A 26,061-nucleotide genomic window follows, 5' to 3' on the forward strand; every position below is an offset into this window, starting at 1 on the left:
GGACAACCTAGCGGAGGGGTACGACAGCCAGGGGGCGGGCGCGGCGCTCCGTCGTTCCGGCCGGCCGGAGGCGGGGTGCGCCGGGGGTAGAGTCGGCGGCTCGGTCCGGGCGGAGAGGTCGGTGAGGCGGGCGTGGCGGGGCGGAAGTCGCTGGGGCGGGGGTTCGGGCGGCTGTGGGCCGCGTACGCGGTGAGCACGTACGGCACGTGGCTCGGTTTCGGCGCCTTTCCGCTGCTCGCGGTGGTCGTGCTGGACGCGGGGCCCGCGCAGGTCGCGGCGCTCGCGGCGACGGGGCGGGCGGTGGGCGCCGTGCTCGCGGTGCCGCTGGGACCGTGGGTGGAGTTCCGCCGCAAGCGGCCCGTCATGGTCGCGATGGACCTGGTGCGGTGCGGGGCGCTGGCCAGCGTCCCCGCCGCGTACCTGCTCGGGTGGCTGGGCTTCACCCAGCTCCTGCTGGTCTCGGTCGTCGTCGCGGCGGCGGACATCGCGTTCCGCGCGGCGAGCGGCGCCTTCCTGAAGGGGCTGGTGCCGCCGGAGGACCTCCTCCTCGCGAACAGCCGCTTCGAGGCCACGAACTGGACCGCCTCGATGGCCGGCCCGCCCCTCGGCGGAGCCGCGATCGGACTCCTCGGACCCGTGACGACGATCTTCGCCGACGCGCTGAGCCATCTGCTCTCCGCCCTCGGCATCCGCGCGATCGGCGGGACGGAACCGGAACCCGCGCGGCCGGAACGCGGGCGGATGCGCGCCGGGGACCTGTTCGAGGGCTGGCGCCACATCCTGCGCCACCCGGTGCTGCGCCCGCTCTTCCTCAACGCGATCGCGGTCAACGGGCTGATCATGGCCTCGGAGCCGCTGCTCGCCGTGCTCCTCCTGCGCGACCTGGGCTTCTCCGCCTGGCAGTACGGGCTCGTCTTCGCGGCCCCCTGCGTGGGCGGGCTCGTCGGCTCGCGGCTGGCGCCCCGGCTGGTGACCCGCTTCGGCGACGGCCGGGTGCTCCGCGCGGCCGGGGTGCTGCGGTCGTGCTGGTCGCTGGGGCTGGCGTTCGTGCCGTCCGGCACCGCCGGGATGGTGGTGGTGATGGGCGTGCAGCTCGGCCTGGTGGCGTCCTGCGGCGTCTTCAACCCGCTCCTCGCCACCCGCCGCCTCCGCCACACGGCCCCGGACCGGCTCGCCCGCACGCTGGCCGCCTGGTCGGTCAGCGCGAGCCTCTCCATCGCCGCCATGACCGCCCTGTGGGGCCTCCTGGCGGCCGTCACCACGCCCCGCACCGCCCTGGCCGCGGCGGGGGTCCTCCTCCTGGCCACCCCGCTGCTGCTGCGCGGCGCCGGGACCCGCGCGGACGCGGCCGAGGAGCCCGCACCGCTGTCCGGGCCGTAGGCCGGCCGTCCCTTCCGGAGCTCGCCGGGCTCGCCCTCAGGTCCCGTCCGGGGGCACTCCCGGTCCGGGGGCGGCGGCCGCGCGGAGGGCGGTGAGCACGGGGGCGATCAGCGGGTGGTCCTCGGCGCCCCGGCGCACGGCGGCGAAGACGCGGCGGGTGGGCGCGACGCCGTCGACGGGTCGGACCGCGACGTCGGTGAGGTCCATGCCGCGCAGCGCCGAACGGGGCACGAGCGCCGCGCCGGCACCGGCGCCGACGAGCGCGACGACGGCCCGGAAGTCGTCCGACACGTGCTCGAAGCGGGGGGCGAACCCGGCGTACTCGCAGGCCAGGACGGTCACGTCATGGCAGGGGTTGCCGGCGGACTGGCCGATCCAGGCGTCCTTGGCCAGGTCGGCGAGCGCGACGCGGTCGGTGCCGCCGAGGGGGTGGCCCGGCGGGAGGACCACGTCGAAGGGCTCCGCGTAGAGCGGCACCCGGGTGAGGCGGGCGTCGTCCTCGCCCGGGGCGCCCCGGTACTCGACGGCCACGGCCACGTCCACCTGCCGGTCCAGCACCATCAGCAGGCTCTCGTCGCCCTCGGCGTCCCGCACCCTGACCCGGATGCCCGGTGCCGTGGCGGCGAGATCCGCGATGGCGGGCGCGACGACGAGGCCGATGCCCGTGGCGAACGCGGCGACCGTGACCGTTCCCGCCTCGCCGGAGCCGTACGCGGCGAGCTCCGCCTCCGCCCGTTCCAGCTGGGCGAGGACGGCGTTGGCGTGGCTGAGGAGGATCTCGCCCGCGGGCGTCAGCCTGGCCCCCCGGGCGCTGCGGTCGACGAGCCGGTGGCCCGTCTCCTGCTCCAGGGCGGCGAGCTGCTGGGACACGGCGGAGGGGGTGAGGTACAGCGCGGCGGCCGCCGCCGTGACCGTGCGGTGGTCGGCCACCGCACGGAGGATGTGCAACCGCCGTGCTTCGATCATGCGCCCAGTCTCCCAGGCCGGGGGCAGGGCTCGCGCCCACGGCCGGATCCACCGTCCGGACTCCCGGACGGTGGATCCCGGATCCTGGATCCGGGGCTCAGCCGCGGAGGTCGGCGCGGGCCGCCACGAAGGCGTCCACCGCGCGGTCCACGTCCTCCGTGGAGTGGGCGGCCGAGAGCTGGACCCGGATGCGGGCCTGGCCCTGCGGGACGACCGGGTACGAGAAGCCGATCACGTAGACGCCGCGCTCCAGGAGCAGCTCGGCCATCCTCCCGGCTTCCGACGCGTCGCCGATCATGACGGGCGCGATGGCGTGGTCGCCGGGGAGGATGTCGAAGCCCTCCTCGGTCATGCGGCGGCGGAAGAGCGCCGTGTTGGCGTTCAGCTTGTCGCGCAGGTCGCCGGCGGACTCCAGCAGGTCGAGGACCTTGAGGGAGGCGGCGGCGATGACCGGGGCGAGGGTGTTGGAGAAGAGGTACGGGCGGGAGCGCTGGCGCAGCAGGGCGACGATCTCGGCGCGGGCGGCGACGTAGCCGCCGGAGGCGCCGCCGAGGGCCTTGCCGAGGGTGCCGGTGATGATGTCGACGCGGTCCATGACGCCGTGCAGCTCGGGGGTGCCGCGGCCGCCGGCGCCGACGAAGCCGACGGCGTGCGAGTCGTCGACCATGACCATGGCGTCGTAGCGCTCGGCCAGGTCGCAGATGTCGGCGAGCGGGGCGACGTACCCGTCCATGGAGAAGACGCCGTCGGTGACGATCAGCTTGCGCCGGGCGCCGCCCTCGGTGGCCTCCTTGAGCTGCTGCTCCAGGTCGGCCATGTCGCGGTTGGCGTAGCGGAAGCGGCGGGCCTTGGAGAGGCGGATGCCGTCGATGATGGAGGCGTGGTTGAGGGCGTCGGAGATGACCGCGTCCTCGGCGCCGAGGAGGGTCTCGAAGACGCCGCCGTTGGCGTCGAAGCAGGAGGAGTAGAGGATCGTGTCCTCCTGGCCGAGGAAGGAGGAGAGGCGGGCCTCCAGCTCCTTGTGGACCTCCTGCGTGCCGCAGATGAAGCGGACCGAGGCCATGCCGTAGCCCCAGCGGTCGAGGGCCTCGTGGGCGGCGGCGACGACGTCGGGGTGGTCGGCGAGGCCGAGGTAGTTGTTGGCGCAGAAGTTCAGGACCTCGCCGGGGCGGCCGCCGGCCGTGACCTCGACGGTCGCGGACTGGGGGGTGCCGATGACGCGCTCGGGCTTGTGGAGGCCGGCCGCCCGGATCTCGTCGAGGGTGGCGCGGACGTCGTCGCGTACGGAATCGAACATGGGTCAGGCTCCCGCAGTCCAGTCGAGGATGATCTTGCCGCTCTTGCCGGAGGCCGCGTCGTCGAAGGCGGCCTCGTAGTCGGTGAAGTCGTACCGCCCGGTGATGACCGGAGAGAGGTCGAGCCCGCCCTCCAGCAGGACGGACATGGCGTACCAGGTCTCGAACATCTCGCGGCCGTAGATGCCCTTGACGGTGATCATCGAGGTGACGATCTTCGCCCAGTCGACGGCGAAGTCCTCGCTCGGGAGCCCGAGCATGGCGATCTTTCCGCCGTGGGTCATGTTGGCGATCATGTCGCGCATGGCGTGCGGGTTGCCCGACATCTCCAGGCCGACGTCGAAGCCCTCCTTCAGGCCGAGGGTGCGCTGGCCGTCGGCGATGGTCTTCTCGGCCACGTTGAGGGCGAGGGAGACGCCGGTCTTGCGGGCCAGGTCGAGGCGCTCCTCGCTGACGTCGGTGATGACGACGTTGCGGGCGCCGGCGTGCTTGGCGACGGCGGCGGCCATGATGCCGATCGGGCCGGCGCCGGTGACGAGGACGTCCTCGCCGACGAGCGGGAAGGAGAGCGCGGTGTGGACCGCGTTGCCGAACGGGTCGAAGATCGCGGCGACGTCGAGGTCGACGGGGACGCGGTGCACCCACACGTTGGAGGCGGGCAGCGCCACGTACTCGGCGAAGGCGCCGTCACGGCCGACGCCGAGGCCGACGGTGGCGCGGCAGAGGTGGCGGCGGCCGGCGAGACAGTTGCGGCACTTGCCGCAGACGAGGTGGCCCTCGCCGCTGACCAGGTCGCCGACCGCGATGTCGGAGACGTCACGGCCGACGGAGACGACCTCGCCGACGAACTCGTGGCCGATGGTCATCGGCGTGGAGATGGTCTTCTGCGCCCAGCCGTCCCAGGAACGGATGTGCAGGTCGGTGCCGCAGATCCCGGTCCGCTTGACCTTGATCAGTACGTCCCCCGGACCGGTCTCCGGCTCGGGCACGTCCGTGAGCCAGAGTCCCGGCTCCGCCTTCAGCTTGACCAACGCCTTCAATGCCACGGCTCCCGACGTGCGTGTCCTGTGATGTACGGGTCAGGGCACGCGTGCGCGCCCAAGATCCTCGGGGTCGAATCTTCCGTACCGGAGGCTCGCGGTCCATCGAGGTTTTCTTAAGCGCGCTCGCAGTTCAGCTTCACGCCGGGGCGTCACCGCTGTTCAGGCGGGTCGACCGGCGTTTCCGGCGGTGACGAAGGAGGCCGGAAGCCAACTCGTACGGACGCGTCCCATGGAGCCTTCGACGGCGACGGCGGCCGCGTGGCCGTCGGCGGTGGGCACGCCCCGCACGTCCCAGCCGTCGGGGAGGGCGGAGGGGTCGCGCTCGCCGAGGTAGTCCTTGTCGAGGGAGCGGGCCATGCCGATGCCGATGCCCTTGAGGTACGCCTCCTTCCGGCACCAGATGCGGGCGAACGCCTCGGGCGCGTGCCCGGCGTCGGCGATCTCGGCCCGCTCCAGCGGGTGGAGGGCGGAGGTCACCTCGCGGACGGTGGTGGCCTTGGGGAAGCTCTCGACGTCCACGCCGACGGTCCTGGCGGCGATGCCGATGAGGACGACGTCGCCGCTGTGCGAGAGGGAGAAGTGCGGGACGCCGGGCGGCCCGTCGACGGCCGGGCGGCCGTGGAGGTCGCCGCAGCCGGGGCAGGGCTCCCTGCGGTACACGACCTCGGCGGGCGCGACACCCAGGCGGGGGGCGAGGAGGCGGCGCAGGGCGATGTGGCCGATGCCGTACCGGAGCCGGTCCGCCACCCGGAGGGGCCCGGTGAGCCGGACGCGTTCCTCGGCGTCGAGCTCGGAGGGGTTGAGCTCGTCCTCGGCGACGTGGTCCACCCGCAGCTGCCACAGGTCGACGTCGGTCCGGGCGGGGCCGGCGTCCTCCTCGCGGGCGGGCGTGCGGGGCTCGGGGGCGGGGTCGCCGAGGCGGTCGATGATCACACGGTTCATTAAATCAGCGCGGCCGGGGCCGACTCAGGGTGCTCCTGGGGCCGTTGGTCCGGCGGCTCCCCGGCCTTCGGACGCCGCGGCGGTGCCGCGGCGGACGGCGTCGGCCTCCGTGTGCCGGCCGAGCCGGTCGAGGCAGTGGGTGAGGTCGGCGAGGGCGGAGAGGGTGTCCGGATGCAGCGGCCCGAGGGTCCGGCCGCGGGCCTCGGCGAGGGACCGCAGCGGTGCGAGGGCCTCGTCCCAGCGTCCGAGCCGGCCGAGGAGGACGGCGGCCTCGCGGCGGCTGCGCAGGGTGTCGGGATGGTCCGCGCCGAGGACCCGCCGCCGGGCGGCGTGGACCGCCTGGGCGGTGTCGAGCGCCTCCTGCCAGCGGCCGAGCCGGGCGAGGTGGACGGAGAGCGCGTGCCGGACGCGCAGGGTCTCCGGGGCGTCGGCGCCCTGGGTGCGGGTGCGGACGGCGACCAGGTCCCGGCAGACGGCGAGGGCGTCGGCGGCCCGGCCGAGCCGGCCCAGGCAGGCGCTGGTCTCGTAGCGGGCGGAGAGCGTGTCCGGGTGGTCCGGGCCGAGCGAGGCGGCCCGCCCCTCGGCCACCGCGCGGTACTGGTCGAGGGCCTCCTCGGCGCGGCCCAGGCGGCCCAGGGTGTGGGCGAGTTCGTGACGGGTGACCAGGGTGTCGGGGTGGTCCGCGCCGAGCAGCCGGGTGCGGGTGTCGGCGACGGCGAGGGCCGTCCGGTACGACTCCTCCAGGCGGCCGAGCCGGGCGAGGGTGTACGCGAGGTTGTGACGGCAGCGCAGGGTGTCGGGGTGGTCGGCGCCGGCGGTGCGCTCACGGACCGCGAGGACGTCGGCGTAGAGCGTGTGCGCCTCCGCGTGCCGGCCGAGCCGGCCGAGGGTGTAGGCGCGCTCCTGGCGGGCGGCCAGGGTGTCGGGGTGCTCGGCACCGAGGACGCGGGCCCGGGCGTCGGCGACGCGCTCGAACGCCTCCAGGGCCTCGGCCGTGCGGCCGAGCCGCCCCAGCGCGAAGGCGAGTTCGTAGGCGCTGGTCAGGGTGTCGGGGTGGTCGGGGCCGAGCACCCGCGTCCGGTCCCCGGCGACGGAGCGGTGCAGCTGTTCGGCCTCGGACCAGCGGCCGAGCCTGCCGAGGCCGAGGCCGGCCCGGTGCCGGGCGGCGAGCACGGCGAGCAGTTCGGGCGTGGCGTCCGTGGTGGGGCGGGCGGGGCCCTCGGCGCCGTCCGCGCCCGGCCGGGCGGTGGTCCACTCGGTGGTGAGGACGGCCGCGGCCGGGTCGTGGCCGCCGGCGCGGGGCGCGCCGGGCGCGGCGGGGCGGGGCCCGGCGGTGACGGCCCGGGCCCACGCGGGCGTGCCGCCCAGCCCGGTCACCTGCACGCCGTCGGCCCCGGCGGGGGGACGCGGCGGGTCGTGCGGGAGCGGCGGCACGTGCTGCCCCGCGCCGCCGATCGTGCGGCCGTTCACGATCCGGCGGCGCAGGTCGGAGGCGTCGCGCGGGCGCTGGTCGGGGACCTTGGCGAGGAGGTCGACGACGAGCCGGTCGAAGTAGTCGGGCAGCTCGGAGCGGTGGGTGCGCGGCGGGCTCGGCACGGTGTCCCGGTGCCCGACGAGCACGGCCCAGGAGTCGTCGAGGTCGAACGGCGGTGCCCCGGTGGCGAGTTCATAGAGCACACAGCCGAGCGAGTACAGGTCGCTGCGGTGGTCGATGTCGCCGCCGCCGATCTGCTCCGGGGACATGTAGTGCGGGGTGCCCATGGCGATGCCGGTGCCGGTGAGGCGTGAGGTGAACCCCATGTCGGCGCCGAGGCGCGCTATCCCGAAGTCGCAGATCTTCACCGTGCCGTCGCGCAGCCGCATGATGTTGGCGGGCTTGAGGTCGCGGTGCACGATCCCCATGCGGTGGGTGTATTCGAGGGCGTCGGCGACCTGGTCGGCGATGTCGACGACCTCGTGGACCGGCAGCGGGTTGCGAGCGTTGGCGGCGAGGAGCTGGCTGAGGTTCTGTCCCTCCAGCAGTTCCATGACGAGGAAGAGCACGCCCTCGTACTCGCCGAAGTCGTGGACCACGGTGATGCCCCGGTGCTGGAGCGCCGCCGCGACCCGCGCCTCACGGCGGAACCGCTCGCGGACCACGGTCTGCACGCCCGCGTCCTGATGCGGACCCAGCGGCTTGAGGCACTTGACCGCGACCCCGCGGCCCAGCGCCTCGTCCGTGGAACGCCACACCTCGCCCATGCCGCCGCGGCCGATGACCTCGTGCAGGCGGTAACGCCCCTGGATCAGCTTGATGTCCCCCATCGTGTGCCGTCGCCCCCGTCGATCTCGTGCACGCTCTCCGGCCCGTCCAGTATGGCCGCAGCCTCGGACAGTGTGTACGGGTCGGGTCGGGTGTCCGGCCCGAGGCGGTCCATGGCGCGCAGGATGTGGCGGGGAGGCAGGCGCCACCGGAGCCCGGCCGGTACGCGGCGCAGCAGCCGGGCCGTGGAGGTGAGGCGCCGGGTGACGGTGGCGGCGGGCGGCACGGGGCGGCCGTAGAGCTCATGGGCCCACTCCGGCAGCGTGTCGTACGCCAGCGAGCTGATCCGCCGCCACACCAGGGCCCGTCCCACCGCGAGCGCGGGCGGTACGGGTGGCCGGCGCAGGAAGTCGAGCACGGCGAGCGCGTCCTCGCCCGCGGTGAGTCCGCCGCGGACCGAGTCGAAGTACGCGGCGAGCCCCGCGGCGGTGGCCGGTACGGCCGCCGGGTCGAGCCCCACGAGCCGCGCGGAGGTGCGCTGCTCGTCCACGTACCGGTCCGCCGTCCTCCCGGTCAGCGGCAGCCCGGACCGGCGGGCGACGGAGACGTACGAGTCGATCTCGGCGCAGTGCACCCAGAGGAGCAGCTCCGGGTCGTCCACCCCGAGCAGCCGGTGGATCCGCCGCACCCGCGCGCCCGCCGCCTCCGCGGCCTCGCTCGTCCCGTAGCTGAGCGTCCCGACGAAGCTCGCCGTCCGCATGAGCCGCCCCCAGGGGTCCTCCCGGAAGCTGCTGTTGATCATGACTCCGCGTACGGCGACGGGGTGCAGGGCCTGGAGGTACAGGGCCCGCACCCCGGCGATCCACATCACCGGGTCGCCGTGCAGCTGCCAGGTCACGGAGCGGGGCCCGAAGAGCCCGGGATCGGCGTCCAGCCTCATGGTGTTCAGGCTACGCGGGGCGGGGCGGACGGGACCCCGCTCGTCACGGACATCGGATCCGGGATCTTGGATCTTGGATCTTGGATCTTGGATCCGATCCCCTCACCCGGTCACCCGATCTCCACCGCGCGCGCCCACTCCGGCGGCCGGCGCAGAAGGTCCTCCTCCTCGTCACCCTCGCCTTCCCCCGTGACGGGTGGGCGCGGGAAGAGGCCCACGACGGTGCGGCAGGAGGGGGCGGAGGAGGGCCAGGGGGTCTGGCCGTCCGTGAAGACGACGAGGACGTCGGGGCGGGGGGTGAGGCGGAGGGCGCGGGCGAAGCCGGCGCGGAGGTCGGTGCCGCCGCCTCCGACGAGGGGGATCTCGGCGTCGCCGCAGAGGCGGTGGGCGGTGTGGGCGGCGGCGTCGCAGGCGACGACCGTGACGAGGTCGCGGCGGCCGCCGAGGGCGCGGGTGACGGCGGCGACCTCCAGGAGGGCGCTGCCGAGTTCGGTGTCGGAGACGGAGCCGGAGGTGTCGACGACCACGCCGACGCGGGGCGGGACGCGGCGGAGACTGGGGAGGACGACGCCGGGGAGGGCGGCGGCGCGGCGGGCGGGGCGGCGATAGGTGTAGTCGTCGCCCGCGCCGGCCGCGGAGACGGCGGCGCGGAGGGCCGCGCCGAGGAGCTCGCGCCAGGGCTGGGGCGGGTGGCAGACCTGTTCGGCCCAGCGCCGCCAGCCCTCGGGGGTGGTGCCGGGGCGGCCCTTGATGCCCTGGGCGACGCGGTACACGACGGCTTCGCGCTCCTGCGGGGTGAGGCCGTCGGCGCCGTCGGGGCCGAGTTCCCAGGCGCGGTCGCGGCCGTCGGCGCCGCTGCCGCAGTCGAGCCAGGCCATGCCGGCGGTGCGGGGCGTGAGCCGTACCGCGCGGAGGTAGTCCTCCATCAGCAGTCCGGGAGCCAGGGCGAGCATCTGGGGGTGGAGGGCGCCGGCGGGGCGCGGGAGGCCGTCGCCGTAGACGTCGTCGTTGATCTCGAAGTCGCCGGCGATGTTCATCCGGTGCCGTTCGGCCTCGCCGTCGAGGCCGAGGTCGCGGGCGAGGCGGTCGCCCCGTCCGTGGTGGTCGCGGAGCAGGTGGGCGACCTCGTGGACCCAGACGCCGGCGAGTTCGCGCATCGGGGTCCGGTCGACGAAGGCCGGGGAGACGTACATCCGCCAGTGGCGGTCGACCCCCATGGTGGGGACGTGCCGGGTGGGCACGACGCGGAGGGCGAAGAGGGCGGTGGCCAGGTAGGGGCGGACGCGGACGGCGTAGAGGCGGGCGGTGTACAGCTTCTCGTGGTCGAGGGCCCGGTCGGCCGGGACCACGGGGGTGGCGGGGGTACTCGTCGGCGTCCCTGGGCGGCGGGACGGACCGCGCGCCGGGAGAGGCCGACGGCTCCTGCGAGGCGTTCGATGGCGGCGGGCACGTCCCAGTCGTCGCGGCGCAGGGCGGCGAGGGTGGTGGCGGGCACGACGACGAGGTCCGGCGGGCCGGTCTCGGCGGCGCGGGCGAGAAGGGCCCAGGCGGCGTCCCAGCGGTCGCGGGCGGGGCGTTCGCGGACGGCGGCCACGACGCCTTCGAGGGCGGCCTGGCGCCGGTCGCCGCGTTCGGGGAGCTCGGCGCCGGCCGGGTCGGCGAGCAGGTCCTCGGGGTCGGGGAGGTCCATCCGGTCGAGCCAGGCGAGGAGTTCGAAGCCCGGGCCGTCCCCGACCGTGCCGCGGAGGAGGAGGGAGAGGACCTCGCGGGAGGAGCCGGCGACGGTCGCGAAGGCGAGCAGGCGCAGCGTCATGTCCCAGCTGCGCGGCGAGGGCCAGGGTCCGCCCCTGCGGGTCTCCTCCCCCGGCAGCCGGTGGACGAGGCCGGGCCGCGCGCCGAGCAGCCCGCAGACCGCCCGGCGGGCCCGGTCGACCGCCTCGGGGAGCCGCAGCGGGTCGAGGCGGGGCAGGGTGGCGCGGGGCCAGGTGCCGCCGAGGCCCCGGACGACGACATCGTGCTCGTGGGTCCAGCTCAGGTGGACGAACCGGTTGGCGAGCGGGGCGCTCAGCTCCCAGCCGTCGGCGGCGGAGGCGCGGGGGTTGGCGGCGGCCACGATCCGTACGCCGGGCGGGAGGGTGAGGGCACCGACCCGGCGCTCCAGGACGAGCCGGAGCAGGGCGGCCTGGACGGCGGGCGGCGCGGTGGACAGTTCGTCGAGGAAGAGCAGGCCGCGGCCCTCCCGGACGAGGCGGACGGCCCAGTCGGGCGGGGCCATCGCCACCCCCTGGACGGCGGGGTCGTCGCCGAGGACGGGCAGTCCGGAGAAGTCGGTGGGTTCGTGGACGCTCGCGATGACGGTGGTGAGGGGCAGGTCGAGCTCCTCGGCGAGCCGGGTCAGGGCGGCGGTCTTGCCGATGCCGGGCTCGCCCCAGAGGAGGACGGGCAGGTCGGCGGCGACCGCGAGGGTCAGGGCCTCCAGCCGGCCGTCGGCGCGGGGTTCGGTGCGGGTGTCGCCGAGGAGGGCGAGAAGGTCGGCGGCGACGTCGAGCGGGGAGGCGTCCGCGATGGCGGGGCACGGTCCTGAGGCCGCGCCGGGGCCGGGCGGGGACGGGTGCGCGGTGGCGGGGCGCGGTCCCGGGGCCGCGGCGGGGCAGGGCGGGGAGGCGTCCGCGGTGGTGTCGGGGTGGGCGGGGTGGGCGGGGGCGTGGGTGCGCATGGGTGGGATCACCTGAGGGGGTGTGGGCGTGCCGGGGGCACGACGGCGAGCAGGAAGGGATCGGGGCGCGCGGCGCCCGTGGGCGGGCGTGTCGGGTCGGGTCGGCGCCCGTGGGCGGGCCCGGCAGCTCGGGTCGGCGCCCGTGGGCGGGCGCACCGGCTCGGGTCGGCACCGCGCGCGCCGCGCCGCGCCGGGCCGGCATGGCGCACGGGCGCACGGGCGCGCGTGCGGCGGGTCAGCGGGCGGCTTGGGCGTGGCGCGGGTGGTCGCGGTGGGCGGGGCGGCTCGCCGCGCGGGCTGCGGGGCGGGGGCCTCGGGGCCGCCGGGGGCGGCCGCGGTCCGGGTCGGGCGCGGGTGCGGGCGGGGGTTCGGGGACGGCCTCGGGGCCGGTGGCCCGCAGGCCCGCCCGGTAGAGCCCGTGCAGGACCTTCCGTTCCGCGGCGCGTTCGAGCGCCTGGCGCAGGGGGCCGTCCCGCAGGGCGGCCCCGGGGCCGAGCAGGGCCTCGACGACGGCGAGCGCGCCGGCGGTGTCGCCGTGGGCGAGGCGTTCGCGGACGCCGGTGAGGCACTCGGGGCTGCGGTGGGCCTCGTCGATCGCCCGCAGGCAGGGCAGGGGCGTTCCGGAGAGGGCGACGAGCAGTTCCTCGCGGAGGAGTTCGGCCGGGTCGTGGTCGAGCGGTACGAGGACGCCGTCGACGAGCCCGACGCGGTGCCGTCCCCCTCGGCACTCCACGAACCGCGGTCCGTCCTCCGGCGCGGTCCGGCGGGCGCCGGGGGCGGGCCGGTGGCCGGGCACCAGCGCCTCGGCGACGAGCGGGTGCAGGTCGTCGGGGGTGACCAGACCGGCGCGGAGCAGTGCGAGGTCGGGCGGGGCCCAGGTCGCGGCGTCGGGGAGCACGGACGGGCGGCGGTCCTGCTCTCCGGCGGCGGACCGGGGGCGTCCCCGGCCCGCCGGTACGGGTGCGGTGCGGGCTCCCCCGTCCGGTTCGGGGGTGAGGAGCAGCCGGTGCCGTGCTCCGAGGCGTACGAGGACGGAGCCCGCGGCCGGTCCGTCGGCGGCGAGCAGCAGGCGCGCCTCGGCCGCCCAGCGGTCCACGGCCCAGCCGGGCCCGGGCGGTTCGGCGGGCGCGGCGGGCAGGGCGGGGCGCCGGTCGGCGCCGGACCGGGTGCGGAGGTCTCCGGCGCGGGTGGCGTCCCACAGGTGACGGTGGAGGTCGAACCGGAAGCGGGTGCTGGGGTGCGGGTGGGGGTGGGCCGCGGCGGCGGGGTCGTCCGTGCTCCACCGGCGCGGGTCCGTCCCGGCGGGCGGGCCGTCCCAGAGGGCGAGCGAGATCCGCTGTCCGGCGTCGGCCCAGGCGGGTGCGGTACGGGCCACCAGGTGGACCGGGCGGGCGTGCCGGGCACCGCGCGGCTCGTGTCCGTCGTAGACGGCCAGGGTGAGGGTGAGTCCGGGGCGGAGCAGGCCGTCCGGGGCGGTTCTCGGCAGGTGCCAGCGGAGCAGGTCGGGGGCGAGCCGGCGGAGGTCGGCGCGCACGCGTGCGGCGAGTTCGGTGCCGTGGGTCCGGGACAGGGCCCGGGGCGTCAGGCCGAGGTCCACGCCCGCGGCGGCGCAGGCACCGGCCCAGTCGCCGGCGAGGCGGCGGGTGGTGGCGGTCTCGATCGTGGTGGGCGGGACGGCATAGGCACGCACGCGCCGCCAGAGGGAAAGGCGGGTGTCCTCCCGCACGGACGTCCCCATCAGGACGCACCGTGTGCGGCGAGGACCCCCCATCGGCGTGAGGAGTCGGTGATCATCGCGGCCACGCTAACGCCCGCGCTCCCGGGGGCGCCAAGGGTTTTCCGGTACGCCCGGCGACCCCCCGGCGGTTTCGTGCGATTTGACGGACTTTCACAGGGATGTCGGAATGGAGGCGTCGTCCTTCTTCCCCGCCACCGCACGACGGGAGCAGTCATGACCGCTGGACCGGAGCCCATCAGCGAGGCCGCCCGCGCGGCGCTGAACCGCGAACTGTCCGAGCTGCGCTCCGAGCGGGCGAGCGTCACCTCCACGCTCGGCGACGCCGACGAACCGGGCGACCGGGCCGATCAGGCCGACGAGCTCCAGCGGGCCACGGAGGCGGACCGGCTGGACGCCCGGATCGAGGAGATCGAGGGCCGGCTGCGGGAGGCGTCGGCCGCCGGGGCGCCGTCCACGGACAAGGTCGGCGTGGGCAGCACGGTGACCGTGCGGTTCGACGACGGCACGGAGTCGACCGTGCACATCGGCGAGCTGGCGGACGCGGACGATCCGGCCCTGGTGACCGCGGCGAGTCCGCTCGGCCGGGCTCTGCTCGGCCACACGGCCGGCGACAGCGTGTCGTACGCGACGCCCCTGGGCCGCACCACCGCCGTCGTCGTCTCGGTGGGCGCGCCGGGCGGCGGCTCCTGACGGCGCCCGCCGCCACCGGCGCCGACCGGGACCTGGAGGAGGCGCGCCGGGCCGACCGCAAGGGCGGCCCGGGTCACGGCGTGCTCCTCGCGCTGGCCCTCGCCGTGCCCGTCACCAAGGTCGCGTACACGGTGGGCGGCGGGGACGCGGTGCGGGACGTGTTCGTGGGCATGGAGCTCGCGAACTGGCCCGACGTGCTGCTCGGCATGGTGATCACCGATCCGCTGCTCGGTTCGGTGCTCGCCGTGGTGATCTCCCGGGTCGTCTTCGCCGTCCTCGCGGCGCGCGGCGCCGTGTCCGCGGGCCGGGGCCGGGCGGCCAGGCTGCGCCGGCTCGGGATCACCGTCCTCAACCCGCTCGCCGTCGGCGTCATCGACGCCTGCCTGTTCGGCCCGTGGTGGGGCCTCGGCACCGCGCTCGCCGCGTACGCGCTGCGCCGGGGCGTGGTCGTGGAGTACCGGACGGGCCGGCGGCGTCCGCACCGGGCGCACGGCGACCGCGCGCACGGCGCCTCGCACGACCCCGGTTACCGGCCGCCGCCGTGGCTGCGGCGGGCGGCGGCCGGGGAGCAGGTCGTGGCCCTGCTCCTCACCGTCGTCGTCCTGCCGGTCCTGACCTTCGTGTCGGCGCTGGACGGCCAGGCGTGGACCTCGATCGTGGCGTGCCGGGTCACCGACGGGACCCGCACCTCCGACGCGCGGCTGATCGAGCTGAGCCGCGAGGGCGACGGCGTGGTGGGCTGGAACCTGGACGCGGAGGAGATCTCCAACGGCCTGGGTTGTACCGGTACGGAGAGCCGGTACGTACGGGAGCCCTGGTGGCGGTCGTAGCCACGCGCGTGGCCCGCGGGTGCGCCTCAGCGGGCCGGCGGGACGAACTCGGGCTGGTCGAGCACCCGCAGCCAGCTTCCGTCGGCCTGGCGCCTGACGACCTGCGCCCGGGCGCCGGCGCCGTCCTTCGGCGGGGTCGAGGTGAGGGCGATGTCGCCGTTCACCAGCGTGGGCAGCGGCTCCTCCTGCTCGAAGCGGGGCCGGTGGGCCAGCACCTTCTCCCACAGGGCGCGGATCGCCTCCCGTCCCACCGTCAGTTCGCCGGGCGGATAGGCGAGCACGGCGTCCTCGGCGTAGAGCGCGGCGACGCCGGCCGCGTCGCCCGCGTTGGACCGCTCGACGAAGAGACGGGTGATGTCCTCGGGGCGCTGGGCCTTCTCGTACTCCGGCATCGGGTTCCTCCTGGGGCTGCCGCTTCCTGGTTTCCGTGCCTCCAGCCTCGCGGCGCGCCGGCCAGAAGTCCAACAGATGGTTGTGCTGCTCACTAGAATTCTGAGTCATGGACTTGAGGCAGCTGGAGTACTTCGTCGCGGTCGCCGAGGAGCGGAACTTCACCCGGGCCGCCGAGCGGGTGCACATCAGTCAGTCCGGCGTCAGCGCGCAGATCCGGCGGCTCGAACACGAACTGGGCGCCGAGCTGTTCGACCGGTCGGCCCGGACGGTCACCCTGACGGCCGCCGGGGAGGCGGCGCTCGCGCACGCCCGCGCGGCGCTCGCGTCGGCCGGGGCGGTCGGCCGAGCGGTGGACGAGGTGACGGGCCTGGTGCGCGGCCGGCTGACCGTCGGCATGGTCGTCGGCTGCACCGTCACACCGCTCTTCGAGGCGCTGGCCGCCTTCCACGCGGCCCATCCCGGGGTGGAGGTCCTGCTCCAGGAGGACAACTCCGACCGGCTCGTCGACGGCGTGCGGAGCGGCACCGTCGACCTGGCGCTCATCGGCGCCGCCGCCGCGACCCCCGACGGCCTGGACGCGCTGACGGTCATCAGCGAGCGGCTCGTCGCGGCCGTCCCGCCCGGGCACCCCCTGGCCGGCCGGGAGTCCCTCGCGCTCGGCGACCTGACGGCCCACCCGATCGTCTGCATGCCGCCCGGCACGGGCCTGCGCGCGGTGCTCGACCGGGCGTGCGCCGCACAGGACCTCCGCCCGGCGATCGCCCTGGAGGCGGGCGCCGCCGACACGATCGCGGACCTCGCCGCGCGGGGCCTCGGCGTCGCCGTCCTCAGCGCGTCGATGGCCGCGGCCCACGCCGACCGCCTCACCGTCCTCCGCCTCGACGACGTGGACGTCCCGGCCCTCCTCGCCCTGGTCTGGAAACCCGCCCACCACCCGGCCGTCCGCGCCTTCCTGGGCCACGCGCGCCAGGCGTTCGGCGCCGCCGGCGAGCCGTGACGGAAATCCGCGGGACCGGGGGCCCGGGGGTCCCGCCGGAAGGGGTCGTGAGCGGCTCTCGCGGGGGGTCCGGCGTACGCCGGACCGCCGTGCGGCACACGGGTCCGGCAGGCCGCCGAGAGGCCGGCACAGGGGCGCCCAGCCCTTCACCATACCGGCCTTGACCTGGCATTTTCCTCCAACTTCCCTAGGCTGACGCCGTGTTGTCCGACAGCGACAGGGAGGGACTTCCATGGAGAACGACGTCCGGTACGACGCCTCGCAGATCAAGGTGATCGAGGGGCTGGAGGCCGTGCGGCGGCGGCCCGGGATGTACGTCGGTTCGACGGGGGTGCGAGGGCTTCACCACATGGTGCTCGGGGTCGTCGAGCACGCGGTGAACGAGACCGTGGCCGGGCGGGTCCGGGCCGTCGAGGTCACACTCCTCGCGGACGGCGGCGTACGGGTCGCCGACGACGGAACGGGCGTCCCGTTCGGGTCCCCCGGCGACGACGGGGGACCCGGCCTGGAGGAACGGCTCTCCCGGTTCTGCTTCTGGCGGGGGCCGCTCGACCGGAACAGGATCTGGGCGTGGTCCGGCGGCATCGACCTCGCCGTGGTCAACGCGCTGTCCACCCGCACGAGGGCCGAAGTGCGCCGGGCCGGCACCCGCTGGGTCCAGGAGTACCTGCGGGGCACGGCCGTCGCGTCTCCGTCCGCCGCCGGGACGACCGCCCGCACCGGCACCACCCTCACGTTCCGTCCCGATCCCACGATCTTCGAGACGGTGGACTGCTCGTTCGGCCACCTCGCCGAGCGGTTCAGGGAACTCGCCTTCCTCTACCCGGGCCTGGACGTCACCCTCACCGACGAACGGACCGCCGGCGCCCCCGCGGTGCAGCGGATCCACTGCCCGGGCGGCCTCCGGGACTTCGTCGCGTCCCTCACCGCCACCCGCTCCCTGTCCGGACCCGAGGACGTCGTCGCCTTCGGCGCCGACGCCCCTGCGATGGCGGGCCTCGTGGAGGTGGCGCTCAGCCGGCCGGCGGTGGGGCGGCGACAGGTCCTCGGGTACGCCAACGGGCGGGCCACCCTCGACGGCGGCACCCACGAGGAGGGCTTCCTCGCGGGGCTCTCGGGCGCGGTGACCGCGCACGCGCGCGCGTGCGGGGCGCTGTCGGCGACGGACCCGGCGATCGGGCCCGAGGAGGTCGGGGCCGGGCTCACGGCGGTGGTGTCGGTGAAGCTGGACGACCCCTCGTTCGAGGGCGGCACGCGCACCCGGCTGGGCGGCGCGCACGTGCGTGACGCCGTCGAGGAGGCCGTCCGGGCCGGCGTCCTCGCCTGGCTGGAGGCCCACCCGGAGCGCGCGGCCCGGCTGCTGGAGCGCTGGACCGGCTGACCGTCCCCCTGGGCCCTGTCCGCAAGGTCCCGCCCGGCGCGCCGCCGCCTTCCGGACAGGACCTAACGCCAGTGCGGTCGGATGCCGAGGTGGCGGAGGGCCGCCGCGGCGGCGCCGGCACCGGACATGCCGTGGGCGCCGGGTCCGGGCGGCGTGGCGGCCGAGCAGAGGTACACGCCGGGCAGACCGGTGGCGTACGGGTCGAGGGCGGTGCGGGCGCCGAGGACGAGCTGGGGGACGGTCTTGGCGCCGGTGAGGATGTCGCCGCCGGCGAAGTTGGGGTTGGCGGCGGCGAAGTCGGCGGGGCGGGTGACCCGCATGCCGACGATCCGGTCCCGGACGCCGGGCGCGAACTGTTCGAGCCGGGCCAGGATCGCGGCGGTCGCGTCGCCGTCGTAACCGTGGGGCACGTGCGCGTACGTCCAGACCGGGTGGACGTCGCCGGCGGAGCGGGAGGGGTCCGCGAGGTACTGCTGACCGACCAGGACGAAGGGCCGCTCCGGCATCCGGCCGTCCGTCACGTCCCGCTCGGCGCGGACGACCTCGGCGAGCGGACCGCCCAGGTGGACGGTGCCGGCGCGACGGGCCCGCTCCGCCTTCCAGGGCACGCCGCCCTCGACGGCGAGGTCGACCTTGAAGGCTCCGGGGCCGCGCCGGAAGCGGCGGTACGCGGCGGCCGTCCGGGCCGGCAGCAGGTCGCCGTACACGCCGGCGACCTGCGCGGGGTCCAGGTCGAGGAGGGTCAGGTCGGCGGGCGGCAGCTGGGTGCGGTCGGTGACCCGGACGCCCGTCTCGATCCGGCCGCCGTGGGCGCGGAGCGCGGCCGCGAGGGCGTCGGTGATGGCCCGGGAGCCGCCCTCCGCGACGGCCCAGCCGGCCGCGTGCCCGGCCGTCAGGATGCCGAGCCCGATGGCCGAGCTGAACGGGTCGGTCAGCGGACGGTACGCGTGGGCGGCGACGCCCGCCCACAGCGCGCGGGCGCCGGGGGTGCGGAAGAGGCGGGCGAGCGCGGCGGCGGGCAGGACGGTGGGCAGGCCGAAGCGGGCGAGCAGGAGCGGGTGGTCGGGCACGCGCAGCAGCGGGCCCATCACGTCCCCGGAGAGCGCCTCCCAGCGGCGCACGGAAGGAGCGAGGAGCGCACGATAGCGGACTGCGTCGGCGCCGAGGCCCGCGGCGGTCTCGGAGACCGAGCGGTGGAGGGCGGGGGCGGTGCCGTCGTCGAGAGGGTGGACGCAGTCGATCTCGGGGAGCCGCCAGGTCAGCCCGTACCGGTCGAGGCGGAGGTGGCGGAGGGCGGGCGAGGCGACCGCGAGGGGGTGGACGGCCGAGCAGTGGTCGTGGAGCAGTCCGGGGAGGATCGCCTCGTCGGTGCGGGTGCCGCCGCCGATCCGGTCGGCGGCCTCCAGGACGGTGACCTCGACGCCCGCCTCGGCGAGCAGGGCGCCGGCCGCGAGCCCGTTGGGGCCCGCGCCGACGACGACGGCGGTCGGGGTGGTCCCGGCGGGGCGGGCGGGGCGCGGGCGCGTGCTGCTCATGGGGGCGAGTCTGCCGGGACGGGGTCCGCGGACGCGCAGCGGGGCCCCGCGCGCCGCGGTCCGCCGGTCCCGCGGGGCGGGCCGGGCTCCGCGTACGGCCGTCGTCCGGTGTCCGGGCGCCGGTCCCGCCGGACCCGCCGGACCGGGTCCGGCGCGCCACCTCAGCCGGTGACGATGCCGGCCACCAGGTTGATCGCGGTGGCGAGGATGCTGGCGCCGAAGACGTACGACAGCAGGCAGTGGCGCAGGACGACCGCCCGGATCCCCGAGCCGGAGACGTTGGTGTCGGAGACCTGGTAGGTCATGCCGAGGTTGTAGGAGAAGTAGAGGAAGTCGATGTACCGGGGGCGGGCGTCGGAGTTGAAGTCGATGCCGCCCTCGGGCGGACGGTAGTACAGGTAGGCGTACCGGGTCGCGTACATGAGGTGGAGCGCCGCCCAGGCCATGAAGACGCCCCACAGGGCGGTCGCGGCGGCGGCGCGGCTGTAGCCGGAGTCGACGAGGAGCAGGGCGACGATGGCGACGAGTCCGCACAGGGCCGCCGCGACCACCGCGAGTTCCTCGACGACCGGCCGGAACTCCTCGCGCCGCAGGTTGCGGTGGGTGGTGGCCGCGTCCATCGGCCACAGGACGAGCCAGCCGGTGACGACGAAGACGGTCTCGGCGACGGCGATGCCGCAGAGGATGCCGAGGGCCGTGTCGGCGAGGGCGCCGGTGACGGCCCCGGCACCGGCGCCGAGCACGCCGGCGCCGGTGAGCCGGGGGGCCGCGTACCGCCAGGACCAGGTGGCCATGGGTCATGCCTCCAGGACGACCACGGCCTCGTCCGTGTACGCGAAGAAGGTCAGGGTCTCGTGGAGGTACAGCTCGACGGTGGAGGCGTCGTGCCGGGTGTAGCCGATGCAGACGTCCTGGCCGAGGCGGAGCTCGAAGTCGCCGCCGCGCGTGGAGAGGACGAGGCCGCCGCGGAGCGCGGGCGCCCAGATCGGCGGGCCGTCGAGCATCCGGCCGAGGTGGGCGGCGATCGGGTGGCCGTGGTCGGAGGTCTCGCTGACCGCGCGGTACTCCTCGGCGCCGAGGAGCAGGGCGTACGGTCCGTCGACGCCCGCGAGGCGCAGGGCCGTGAGGGCGCGGCTGACGGCGTCGGGGTAGTCGCTGGGCCCGGCGGGCAGGGCGACGGGCGTGTTGGAGGAGGCGGCGCGCAGCCCGCGGACGCCGGCCGCTCCGTAGCCGTCGAAGACGGTGCGGTCCTCGGCGAGCGCCAGGGTGCGGGCCGCGTCCTTGACCGGCTGCCAGTCGGAGTCCCTGGCGCCGCGCTCGACGTCGTCGACGGCCGCGCGGCCGACGGTGAAGGGGACGCGGAGCTCGACCAGGGCGCGCGCCTCGCGGAGCCGGGCCTGGACGCCTTCGGCGGGCGGGGCGAGGTCGGTGAGGTGACCGGTGCCGACGGCGGCGAGCCCGGCGCCCTCGGGGTCGGGCATGTCCACGACCCGGCGTCCGGCGACGGTGCGGCGGAAGGTGCGGCGGGCCTCCTCCTCGATCTCGGCCCAGGCGGCGGGGGTGATGGGGGCGAGTTCGCGGTGCAGGTTGGTGGTGGGGGCGGGCGCGCCGGGGAGGGAGGTCATGACGCCGGTGCTCCTTTCAGGCTGCCGATGCCCAGGGAGAACCCGGACGGTGCGGCGTCGGCGGGGAGGGCGGACTCGGCGGACCCGGGCAGCGGCCGGGGCTCCTGCGCCGCTCCGGGGGCGGGCAGGTCGTCGAGGAGGCCGGCGCTCGGGACGAAGAAGAGGCCCCCGGTGACGGCGGTGGAGAAGTCGAGGATGCGGTCGGTGTTGCCCGGCGGGTCGCCGAGGAACATGTTGCGGAGCATCTGTTCGGTGACGTCGGGGGTGCGGGAGTAGCCGATGAAGTAGGTGCCGAACTCGCCGGCGCCGAGGCGTCCGAACGGCATGTTCTGGCGGACGATCCGCCGCTCCTCGCCGTCCTCGTCCTCGACGGTGTTGAGGGCGACGTGCGAGTCCGCCGGTTTGACGTCGTCGGGCATCTCGACGTTGTCGGCCTTGGAGCGGCCGATGACCCGCTCCTGCTCCTCGGTCGGGAGCGCGTTCCACGCGGTCAGGTCGTGCAGGTACTTCTGCACGATCACGTAGCTGCCGCCGCGGAAGGCGGGGTCCTCGTCGGCGACGAGGACGACACCGGTGGCGGCCGCTCCCGTGGGGTTCTCGCTGCCGTCGACGAAGCCCAGGAGGTCGCGGTCGTCGAAGTAGGTGAAGCCGTGCACCTCGTCGACGACGGTGACGGCCTCCCCGAAGCGGTCCAGGACGATCCGGGCCAGCTCGAAGCAGAGGTCGGCGCGGCGGGCCCGCAGGTGGAGCAGCACGTCGCCGGGGGTGGCGGGGGCCCGGTGCCGGGGGCCCTGGAGGGGGGTGAAGGGGTGCAGCCCGCGGGGGCGGGGGCCGCCGACGAGCCGGTCCCAGGCGTCGGAGGAGAGCCCGGCGACGCAGGCGAGGGCGTCGTCGCGGGCCCGGAAGGCGACGGAGCGGCTGAGGCCGGAGAGGTCCTGGAGCCCTTCGCGTGCGTCGGTCTCACGGCCGGGCACGACGGTCAGGGTGAGGAAGACGGCGGCCTGGGTGGGCGGGCCGAGGACGGGCTGGGGGAAGGCCATGCGACTCCCGTCGTGAGAGAGCGGTGCCGCTACGGACAGCGGCGCTTCCCGTAGCTCGGCAGGTGGTCCCGAAAACGTTCGCTTTATGGACAAATCGGCGTCAGCGTATCCACGGGAAGCCCGGTCCGCAGCCCGTCGCCGGGTTCCCGCGCGGCCGAATGGCGACAGCCGGGGGTCCGGCTTAGCCTGCCGGGAGGGGGCGGTTCTCGTTCCCTCGCGCCTCCGTGCGCCGGAAGGGTGGCAGGTCCATGAGCCTCGACCGAGCCGAGCAGCAGGACGATGTGGAGCCGCGCGTCGGCCCCGTGCCCGACGGGGAGCCGGAGGTGCGTCCGTACCACCACCCGGCCGCCGGGTGGGGCGCCGCCAAGAGCGTGACCCGGTTCATGGTGCGGGAGGGCGCGCTGCCCGTGGACGGCCCCCGCGCGATCATGAAGATGAACCACGAGCGCACCGGCTTCGACTGTCCGGGCTGCGCGTGGCCCGACGACACCAAGGGCCTCCACCTCGACATCTGCGAGAACGGCATCAAGCACGTCACCTGGGAGATGACCCGGAAGCGGGTCGGGCGCGACTTCTTCGCCGCCCACTCGGTGACCGAGCTGGCGGGGTGGACGGACTACGCGCTGGAGAACGAGGGCCGGCTGACCGAGCCGATGGTCTACGACCCCGACACCGACCACTACGTGCCGATCAGCTGGAAGGACGCCTTCGAGCTGGTCGGCCGGACGCTGCGCGAGCTGGACGACCCGAACCAGGCGTCGTTCTACACCTCGGGCCGGCTCGGCAACGAGGCCACGTTCCTCTACCAGCTGCTCGCCCGCGAACTCGGCACCAACAACCTCCCCGACTGCTCCAACATGTGCCACGAGGCGAGCGGCCGGGCCCTGCAAGCCTCGCTCGGCACCGGCAAGGGCACCGTCGACCTCGCCGACTGGGAGACCGCGGACGCGCTCTTCATCCTCGGCGTCAACGCGGCCTCCAACGCGCCGCGCATGCTCACCGCGCTCGCCGAGGCGTACCACCGGGGCGCCCACATCGTGCACGTCAACCCGCTGGTGGAGGCCGCCGCGACCCGCACGATCATCCCGCACGACTTCAAGGACATGGCGACCTTCCACGCCACGAGGACGTCCACGCTCAACCTCCAGCCGCGGATCGGCGGCGACATGGCGTTCCTGCGCGGCATGGCCAAGGCCGTCCTCGAACAGGCGGCGTCCGATCCGAAGGCGCTCGACCAGGAGTTCATCGACCGGCACACGGCCGGGTTCGACGCGTACCGGGCCGTGTGCGAGGACACGCCGTGGGAGGAGATCGAGCGGCAGTCCGGGCTCGGCCGCGACGACATCCTGGGGGCCGCCCGCGTCTACCGGGAGGCCGACCGCTCGATCGTCAGCTGGTGCCTCGGCGTCACCCAGCACGAGCACGGCGTCGACACCGTCCGCGAGATCGTCAACCTCCTGCTGCTCCGCGGCAACCTGGGCCGCGAGGGCGCCGGCCCCTCCCCCGTGCGCGGCCACAGCAACGTCCAGGGCAACCGCACCTGCGGCATCGACCACCGGCCGGCCGACGCCTTCCTCGACCGGCTCGCCGAGGTCTGCGAGATCGACCCGCCGCGCGCCCACGGCCTCGACACCGTGCGCACCATCGAGGCGATGGGCCGCGGCGACGTGAAGGTGTTCGTCGGCATGGGCGGCAACTTCGCGCTGGCCGCGCCCGACACCCCGGTCACGTACGAGGCGCTGCGCGCCTGCGAGCTGACCGTCCAGGTGAGCACCAAGCTCAACCGCAGCCATGTGGTGCACGGCCGGCGGGCGCTGATCCTGCCGTGTCTGGGCCGTACCGAGAAGGACCACCAGCGCAAGGGCGACCAGGCCACGTCCGTCGAGGACTCCATGAGCATGGTCCACCTCTCGCGCGGCATGAAGAAGCCGGCGTCGCCCCATCTGCTGTCCGAGCCGGCGATCGTGGCGGGCATGGCGCGGGCCGCCCTCCCCGGGAGCCCGACGCCGTGGTCCTGGTACGTCGAGGACTACGACCGGATCCGGGACACGATGGCCCGGGTGCTCGACGGCTTCGAGGACTTCAACCGGCGGGTGCGGCTGCCGCTCGGCTTCCGGATCAAGCAGCCGGCCCGCGAGCTGGTCTTCCTCACCCCCACGGGGAAGGCCGAGTTCTCCGCCGCGCCGCTGCCGGACGTCGTCCCGGAGCCGGGCACGCTCGCCCTGGGCACGATGCGCTCGCACGACCAGTGGAACACCACGATCTACTCCGACGACGACCGCTACCGGGGCGTCAAGAAGCTCCGCACCCTGGTCTTCATGAACCGCGCGGACATGCGCGAGCGGGGCATCACCGAGCTCGCCCCCGTGGACATCACGGCGACCGCGCGGGACGGCAGCCGGCGCTCCGTGCACGGCTATCTGGCGGTGCCGTACGACATCCCGCGCGGCTGCGCGGCGGGGTACATGCCGGAGATGAACGTGCTGTGCGCGCTGGGCGACTACAGCACCCAGAGCGACCAGCCGATCATGAAGCACCTCAAGGTCGTGATCGAGCCGTCGGGCTGACGGCAACGCCGGCGGAGCCCGTACGCCCTTCCGGCTCCCCCTCCGCGGGAACGGCGGCGCGGGACGGCCGCGCCTCCGGTCCGACCGCCGCGAGGAGCCCCAGGAGCCGGTAGGCGCGGCGTTCGGCGCGGGCGAGTTCGGCCGGGTCGGTGCCGGCGGGCCACAGTTCGCCCGCGGCGGCTTCCTCGGCCTCGCGCAGCTCCACGACGGCCGCCGCGAGGCGCGTCTGTACGGCGGGCAGGGCGGCGGCGCGCCCCGACCCGAGCGCCTCCCGGGCCTGCCCGGAGACGAGGACGCAGGCGGCGAGGGCACGGCGGGCCCGGACTGCCGCCCGGTCGTGCACCACGGCCAGGGCGCACAGGAGGGCGAGGAGGATGCCGAGGCCACTGCCCAGGGCCCGGTCGGCGACGAGCGTCCCCGCCTCCTCGGCGGGCGCGGCGAGTTCGGTGAGGAGCAGCGCGAGCGGGGTGAGGAAGGCGACGCCGAGGCCGTAGTTGCGGGCGACGGCGTACTCCAGCAGGAACTCCAGGGCGACGACCGTGCCGACGAGGACGAGGGGGTCCGGGCGGAGCCCCAGGACGGCGAGGGCGAGGACGAGCCCGGCGGCCGTGCCCAGGGTGCGCTGCACGGCCCGGCGCGTGGCGGCGCGCACGTCGACGGAGTGGAGGACGGCGGCCGCGGAGACCGCCGCCCAGTAGCCGTGGCCGAGGCCGAGCACGAGGGCGACGCCGCCCGCGAGGCCGGTGCCGAGGACCATGCGCAGCGCCGGGACGAACAGCGTGGCGCCCGGGACGTGCGGGGCGGGCGGGCGGCGGACGGTGGTGTCGGCGGCGGGCAGGCCGGGCACGTCCGCCGGGCCGCGGCGGGTGAGGGCGCGGGCGTGGGCCCGCAGGGTGCGGGCGAGGCCGGCCGGGTCCTCGCGCGGCGGTCGGCGGGCGGTGGTCACGAGGAGGGACCAGCAGAGGTCCGTGAGGTGCGCGGCGGGATCCTGGTGGCCGGTCGGCGCGGGCGGGCCGAGCGTCCGGTACGCCTCCAGGACGGCGGCCGTCGCCCGGTGACGTACGACTCCGCGTCCGCCGCCCGCCGCGCTCGCGTCCAGCAGGTCGGCGACCTCCCGCAGGGCGGTGGCGACGGCGTACCGCTCGGGCCGGTCGGGGTGGACGAGGTGGCCGGCGAGGGCCGCGAGCCAGGCGACGGCCGCGCCGCCGGCGGCGAGCAGGGTGCGCGGCAGCACCTCGGCGGGGGCGGGCGCGCCGTGGGCGGCGACGGCGAAGGCGAAGAGGAGCAGCACCGCGCCGAGCCCGCCGAGGCGGGCCTTGTCGCAGGCGAGTTTGGCGGCGCCGGCGACCAGGGCGGTGGCCGCGACGAGGAGGAGCGCGCCCGCTCCCCCGTCCTGGGGGCGCAGGGTGGCGCCGAGCACGGAACCGGCGGCCACGCAGAGGGTCGTCGCGAGGGCGACGACGGCGAGGACACGGGTGCGGCGGGCGTAGGGCATGCGGCGGCCGAAGGTGGTGGTGAAGGAGCCGAGCATGGCGAAGACGGCGTCCGCGGGCCGGCCGGTGAGGACGGGCGGCAGGGCGGCCAGGGCGGTGACGAGGGCGGCGCGCAGCGCGAACGGCAGGGCGTCGTCCGCCCGCTGGAGGTCGAGCGCGCCGCGCGCGGCCAGGACGCCGCGCAGGGAGTCCGCGCGTGCCGCACGGGGGAGGGGCACGCGCCGCACCGCACTCGACCTCCGTCTCCG

20 protein-coding genes and 1 pseudogene are annotated in these 26,061 nt (G+C 75.9%); 6 read left to right on the forward strand and 15 right to left on the reverse strand.

From position 1 onward, the window contains the following. The first annotated feature begins 132 nt into the window (after nt 1-132). Nucleotides 133-1,380 (forward strand): MFS transporter, encoded by a 1,248-nt coding sequence (locus ACFVU3_RS04620; protein ID WP_390063607.1) that lies wholly within the window; start codon nt 133-135, stop codon nt 1,378-1,380. Nucleotides 1,381-1,416: 36 nt separating this feature from the next. Here the strand turns inward: ACFVU3_RS04620 and ACFVU3_RS04625 are convergent, their stop codons facing one another. From ACFVU3_RS04625 to ACFVU3_RS04665, 9 genes and pseudogenes are all read right to left on the reverse strand, one after another. Further along, on the reverse strand, nt 1,417-2,346 hold the full coding sequence (locus tag ACFVU3_RS04625) for a LysR family transcriptional regulator (protein WP_390063609.1): 930 nt from the start codon (nt 2,344-2,346) through the stop codon (nt 1,417-1,419). A 97-nt stretch (nt 2,347-2,443) separates the two neighbouring features. Next, nucleotides 2,444-3,643: a glycine C-acetyltransferase gene (locus tag ACFVU3_RS04630; protein ID WP_390063611.1), complete on the reverse strand. Its 1,200-nt coding sequence runs from the start codon at nt 3,641-3,643 to the stop codon at nt 2,444-2,446. A gap of 3 nt (nt 3,644-3,646) precedes the next feature. Then, a complete protein-coding gene (gene tdh / locus ACFVU3_RS04635; RefSeq protein WP_390063671.1) occupies nt 3,647-4,681 on the reverse strand; it encodes an L-threonine 3-dehydrogenase in 1,035 nt (344 codons plus the stop codon). 162 nt (nt 4,682-4,843) lie between these two features. Beyond that, nucleotides 4,844-5,617 (reverse strand): 4'-phosphopantetheinyl transferase family protein, encoded by a 774-nt coding sequence (locus tag ACFVU3_RS04640; RefSeq protein ID WP_390063613.1) that lies wholly within the window; start codon nt 5,615-5,617, stop codon nt 4,844-4,846. Between the two features lie 33 nt (nt 5,618-5,650). Beyond that, the gene (locus ACFVU3_RS04645) at nt 5,651-7,930 is read right to left on the reverse strand and encodes a tetratricopeptide repeat protein (protein ID WP_390063615.1); all 2,280 of its coding nucleotides are present in this window, start codon (nt 7,928-7,930) and stop codon (nt 5,651-5,653) included. Beyond that, nucleotides 7,912-8,808: an oxygenase MpaB family protein gene (locus ACFVU3_RS04650; protein ID WP_390063617.1), complete on the reverse strand. Its 897-nt coding sequence runs from the start codon at nt 8,806-8,808 to the stop codon at nt 7,912-7,914. Before ACFVU3_RS04650 ends, ACFVU3_RS04645 begins: the two co-directional genes overlap by 19 nt. Before the next feature lie 110 nt (nt 8,809-8,918). Continuing rightward, nucleotides 8,919-10,157 (reverse strand): VWA-like domain-containing protein, encoded by a 1,239-nt coding sequence (locus ACFVU3_RS04655; RefSeq protein ID WP_390063618.1) that lies wholly within the window; start codon nt 10,155-10,157, stop codon nt 8,919-8,921. Nucleotides 10,158-10,186: 29 nt separating this feature from the next. Then, nucleotides 10,187-11,524 (reverse strand): annotated as a pseudogene (locus ACFVU3_RS04660) (AAA family ATPase); the annotation flags it as partial. 235 nt (nt 11,525-11,759) lie between these two features. Beyond that, nucleotides 11,760-13,262 carry a hypothetical protein gene (locus ACFVU3_RS04665; RefSeq protein ID WP_390063620.1) on the reverse strand — a complete coding sequence of 501 codons (1,503 nt, stop codon included), beginning with the start codon at nt 13,260-13,262 and terminating at the stop codon, nt 11,760-11,762. Between the two features lie 213 nt (nt 13,263-13,475). Between ACFVU3_RS04665 and ACFVU3_RS04670 the strand changes: the two genes are divergently transcribed. Both ACFVU3_RS04670 and ACFVU3_RS04675 read left to right on the forward strand, forming a co-directional pair. Further along, complete coding sequence (locus ACFVU3_RS04670; protein WP_390063621.1) at nt 13,476-13,952, forward strand: GreA/GreB family elongation factor; 477 nt, start codon at nt 13,476-13,478, stop codon at nt 13,950-13,952. Then, on the forward strand, nt 13,949-14,782 hold the full coding sequence (locus ACFVU3_RS04675; protein ID WP_390063673.1) for a hypothetical protein: 834 nt from the start codon (nt 13,949-13,951) through the stop codon (nt 14,780-14,782). The genes ACFVU3_RS04670 and ACFVU3_RS04675 overlap by 4 nt, the downstream gene beginning before the upstream one ends. Before the next feature lie 26 nt (nt 14,783-14,808). On the opposite strand, the gene ACFVU3_RS04680 is transcribed toward ACFVU3_RS04675, so the two are convergent. Beyond that, entirely contained in the window at nt 14,809-15,174 is a 366-nt protein-coding gene (locus tag ACFVU3_RS04680; protein WP_390063623.1) for a YybH family protein, read from the reverse strand. A 107-nt stretch (nt 15,175-15,281) separates the two neighbouring features. On the opposite strand from ACFVU3_RS04680, the gene ACFVU3_RS04685 reads away from it, so the two are divergent. Together ACFVU3_RS04685 and ACFVU3_RS04690 are read left to right on the forward strand one after the other, a co-directional pair. Further along, nucleotides 15,282-16,172 (forward strand): LysR family transcriptional regulator, encoded by an 891-nt coding sequence (locus ACFVU3_RS04685; protein ID WP_390063625.1) that lies wholly within the window; start codon nt 15,282-15,284, stop codon nt 16,170-16,172. Between the two features lie 232 nt (nt 16,173-16,404). Next, entirely contained in the window at nt 16,405-17,553 is a 1,149-nt protein-coding gene (locus ACFVU3_RS04690) for a DNA gyrase subunit B (RefSeq protein ID WP_390063627.1), read from the forward strand. A 62-nt stretch (nt 17,554-17,615) separates the two neighbouring features. Here the strand turns inward: ACFVU3_RS04690 and ACFVU3_RS04695 are convergent, their stop codons facing one another. The 4 genes from ACFVU3_RS04695 to ACFVU3_RS04710 form a co-directional block, all read right to left on the reverse strand. Next, complete coding sequence (locus tag ACFVU3_RS04695; protein WP_390063628.1) at nt 17,616-19,088, reverse strand: phytoene desaturase family protein; 1,473 nt, start codon at nt 19,086-19,088, stop codon at nt 17,616-17,618. Nucleotides 19,089-19,249: 161 nt separating this feature from the next. Next, entirely contained in the window at nt 19,250-19,882 is a 633-nt protein-coding gene (locus ACFVU3_RS04700) for a DUF1345 domain-containing protein (RefSeq protein ID WP_390063629.1), read from the reverse strand. Between the two features lie 3 nt (nt 19,883-19,885). Then, nucleotides 19,886-20,713 (reverse strand): family 1 encapsulin nanocompartment shell protein, encoded by an 828-nt coding sequence (locus ACFVU3_RS04705; protein ID WP_390063631.1) that lies wholly within the window; start codon nt 20,711-20,713, stop codon nt 19,886-19,888. Further along, nucleotides 20,710-21,753 carry a Dyp-type peroxidase gene (locus tag ACFVU3_RS04710; protein ID WP_390063633.1) on the reverse strand — a complete coding sequence of 348 codons (1,044 nt, stop codon included), beginning with the start codon at nt 21,751-21,753 and terminating at the stop codon, nt 20,710-20,712. The genes ACFVU3_RS04705 and ACFVU3_RS04710 overlap by 4 nt, the downstream gene beginning before the upstream one ends. A 248-nt stretch (nt 21,754-22,001) precedes the next feature. Here ACFVU3_RS04710 and ACFVU3_RS04715 point away from each other — a divergent pair, with 248 nt between their 5' ends. Then, on the forward strand, nt 22,002-24,320 hold the full coding sequence (locus ACFVU3_RS04715) for an FdhF/YdeP family oxidoreductase (RefSeq protein ID WP_390063635.1): 2,319 nt from the start codon (nt 22,002-22,004) through the stop codon (nt 24,318-24,320). On the opposite strand, the gene ACFVU3_RS04720 is transcribed toward ACFVU3_RS04715, so the two are convergent. Further along, entirely contained in the window at nt 24,292-26,040 is a 1,749-nt protein-coding gene (locus tag ACFVU3_RS04720; RefSeq protein WP_390063637.1) for an FUSC family protein, read from the reverse strand. The two genes, ACFVU3_RS04715 and ACFVU3_RS04720, sit on opposite strands and share 29 nt — an antisense overlap. Nucleotides 26,041-26,061: the final 21 nt, after the last annotated feature.

It is taken from the genome of Streptomyces sp. NPDC058052, assembly GCF_042885515.1.
Taxonomy (GTDB): domain Bacteria; phylum Actinomycetota; class Actinomycetes; order Streptomycetales; family Streptomycetaceae; genus Streptomyces.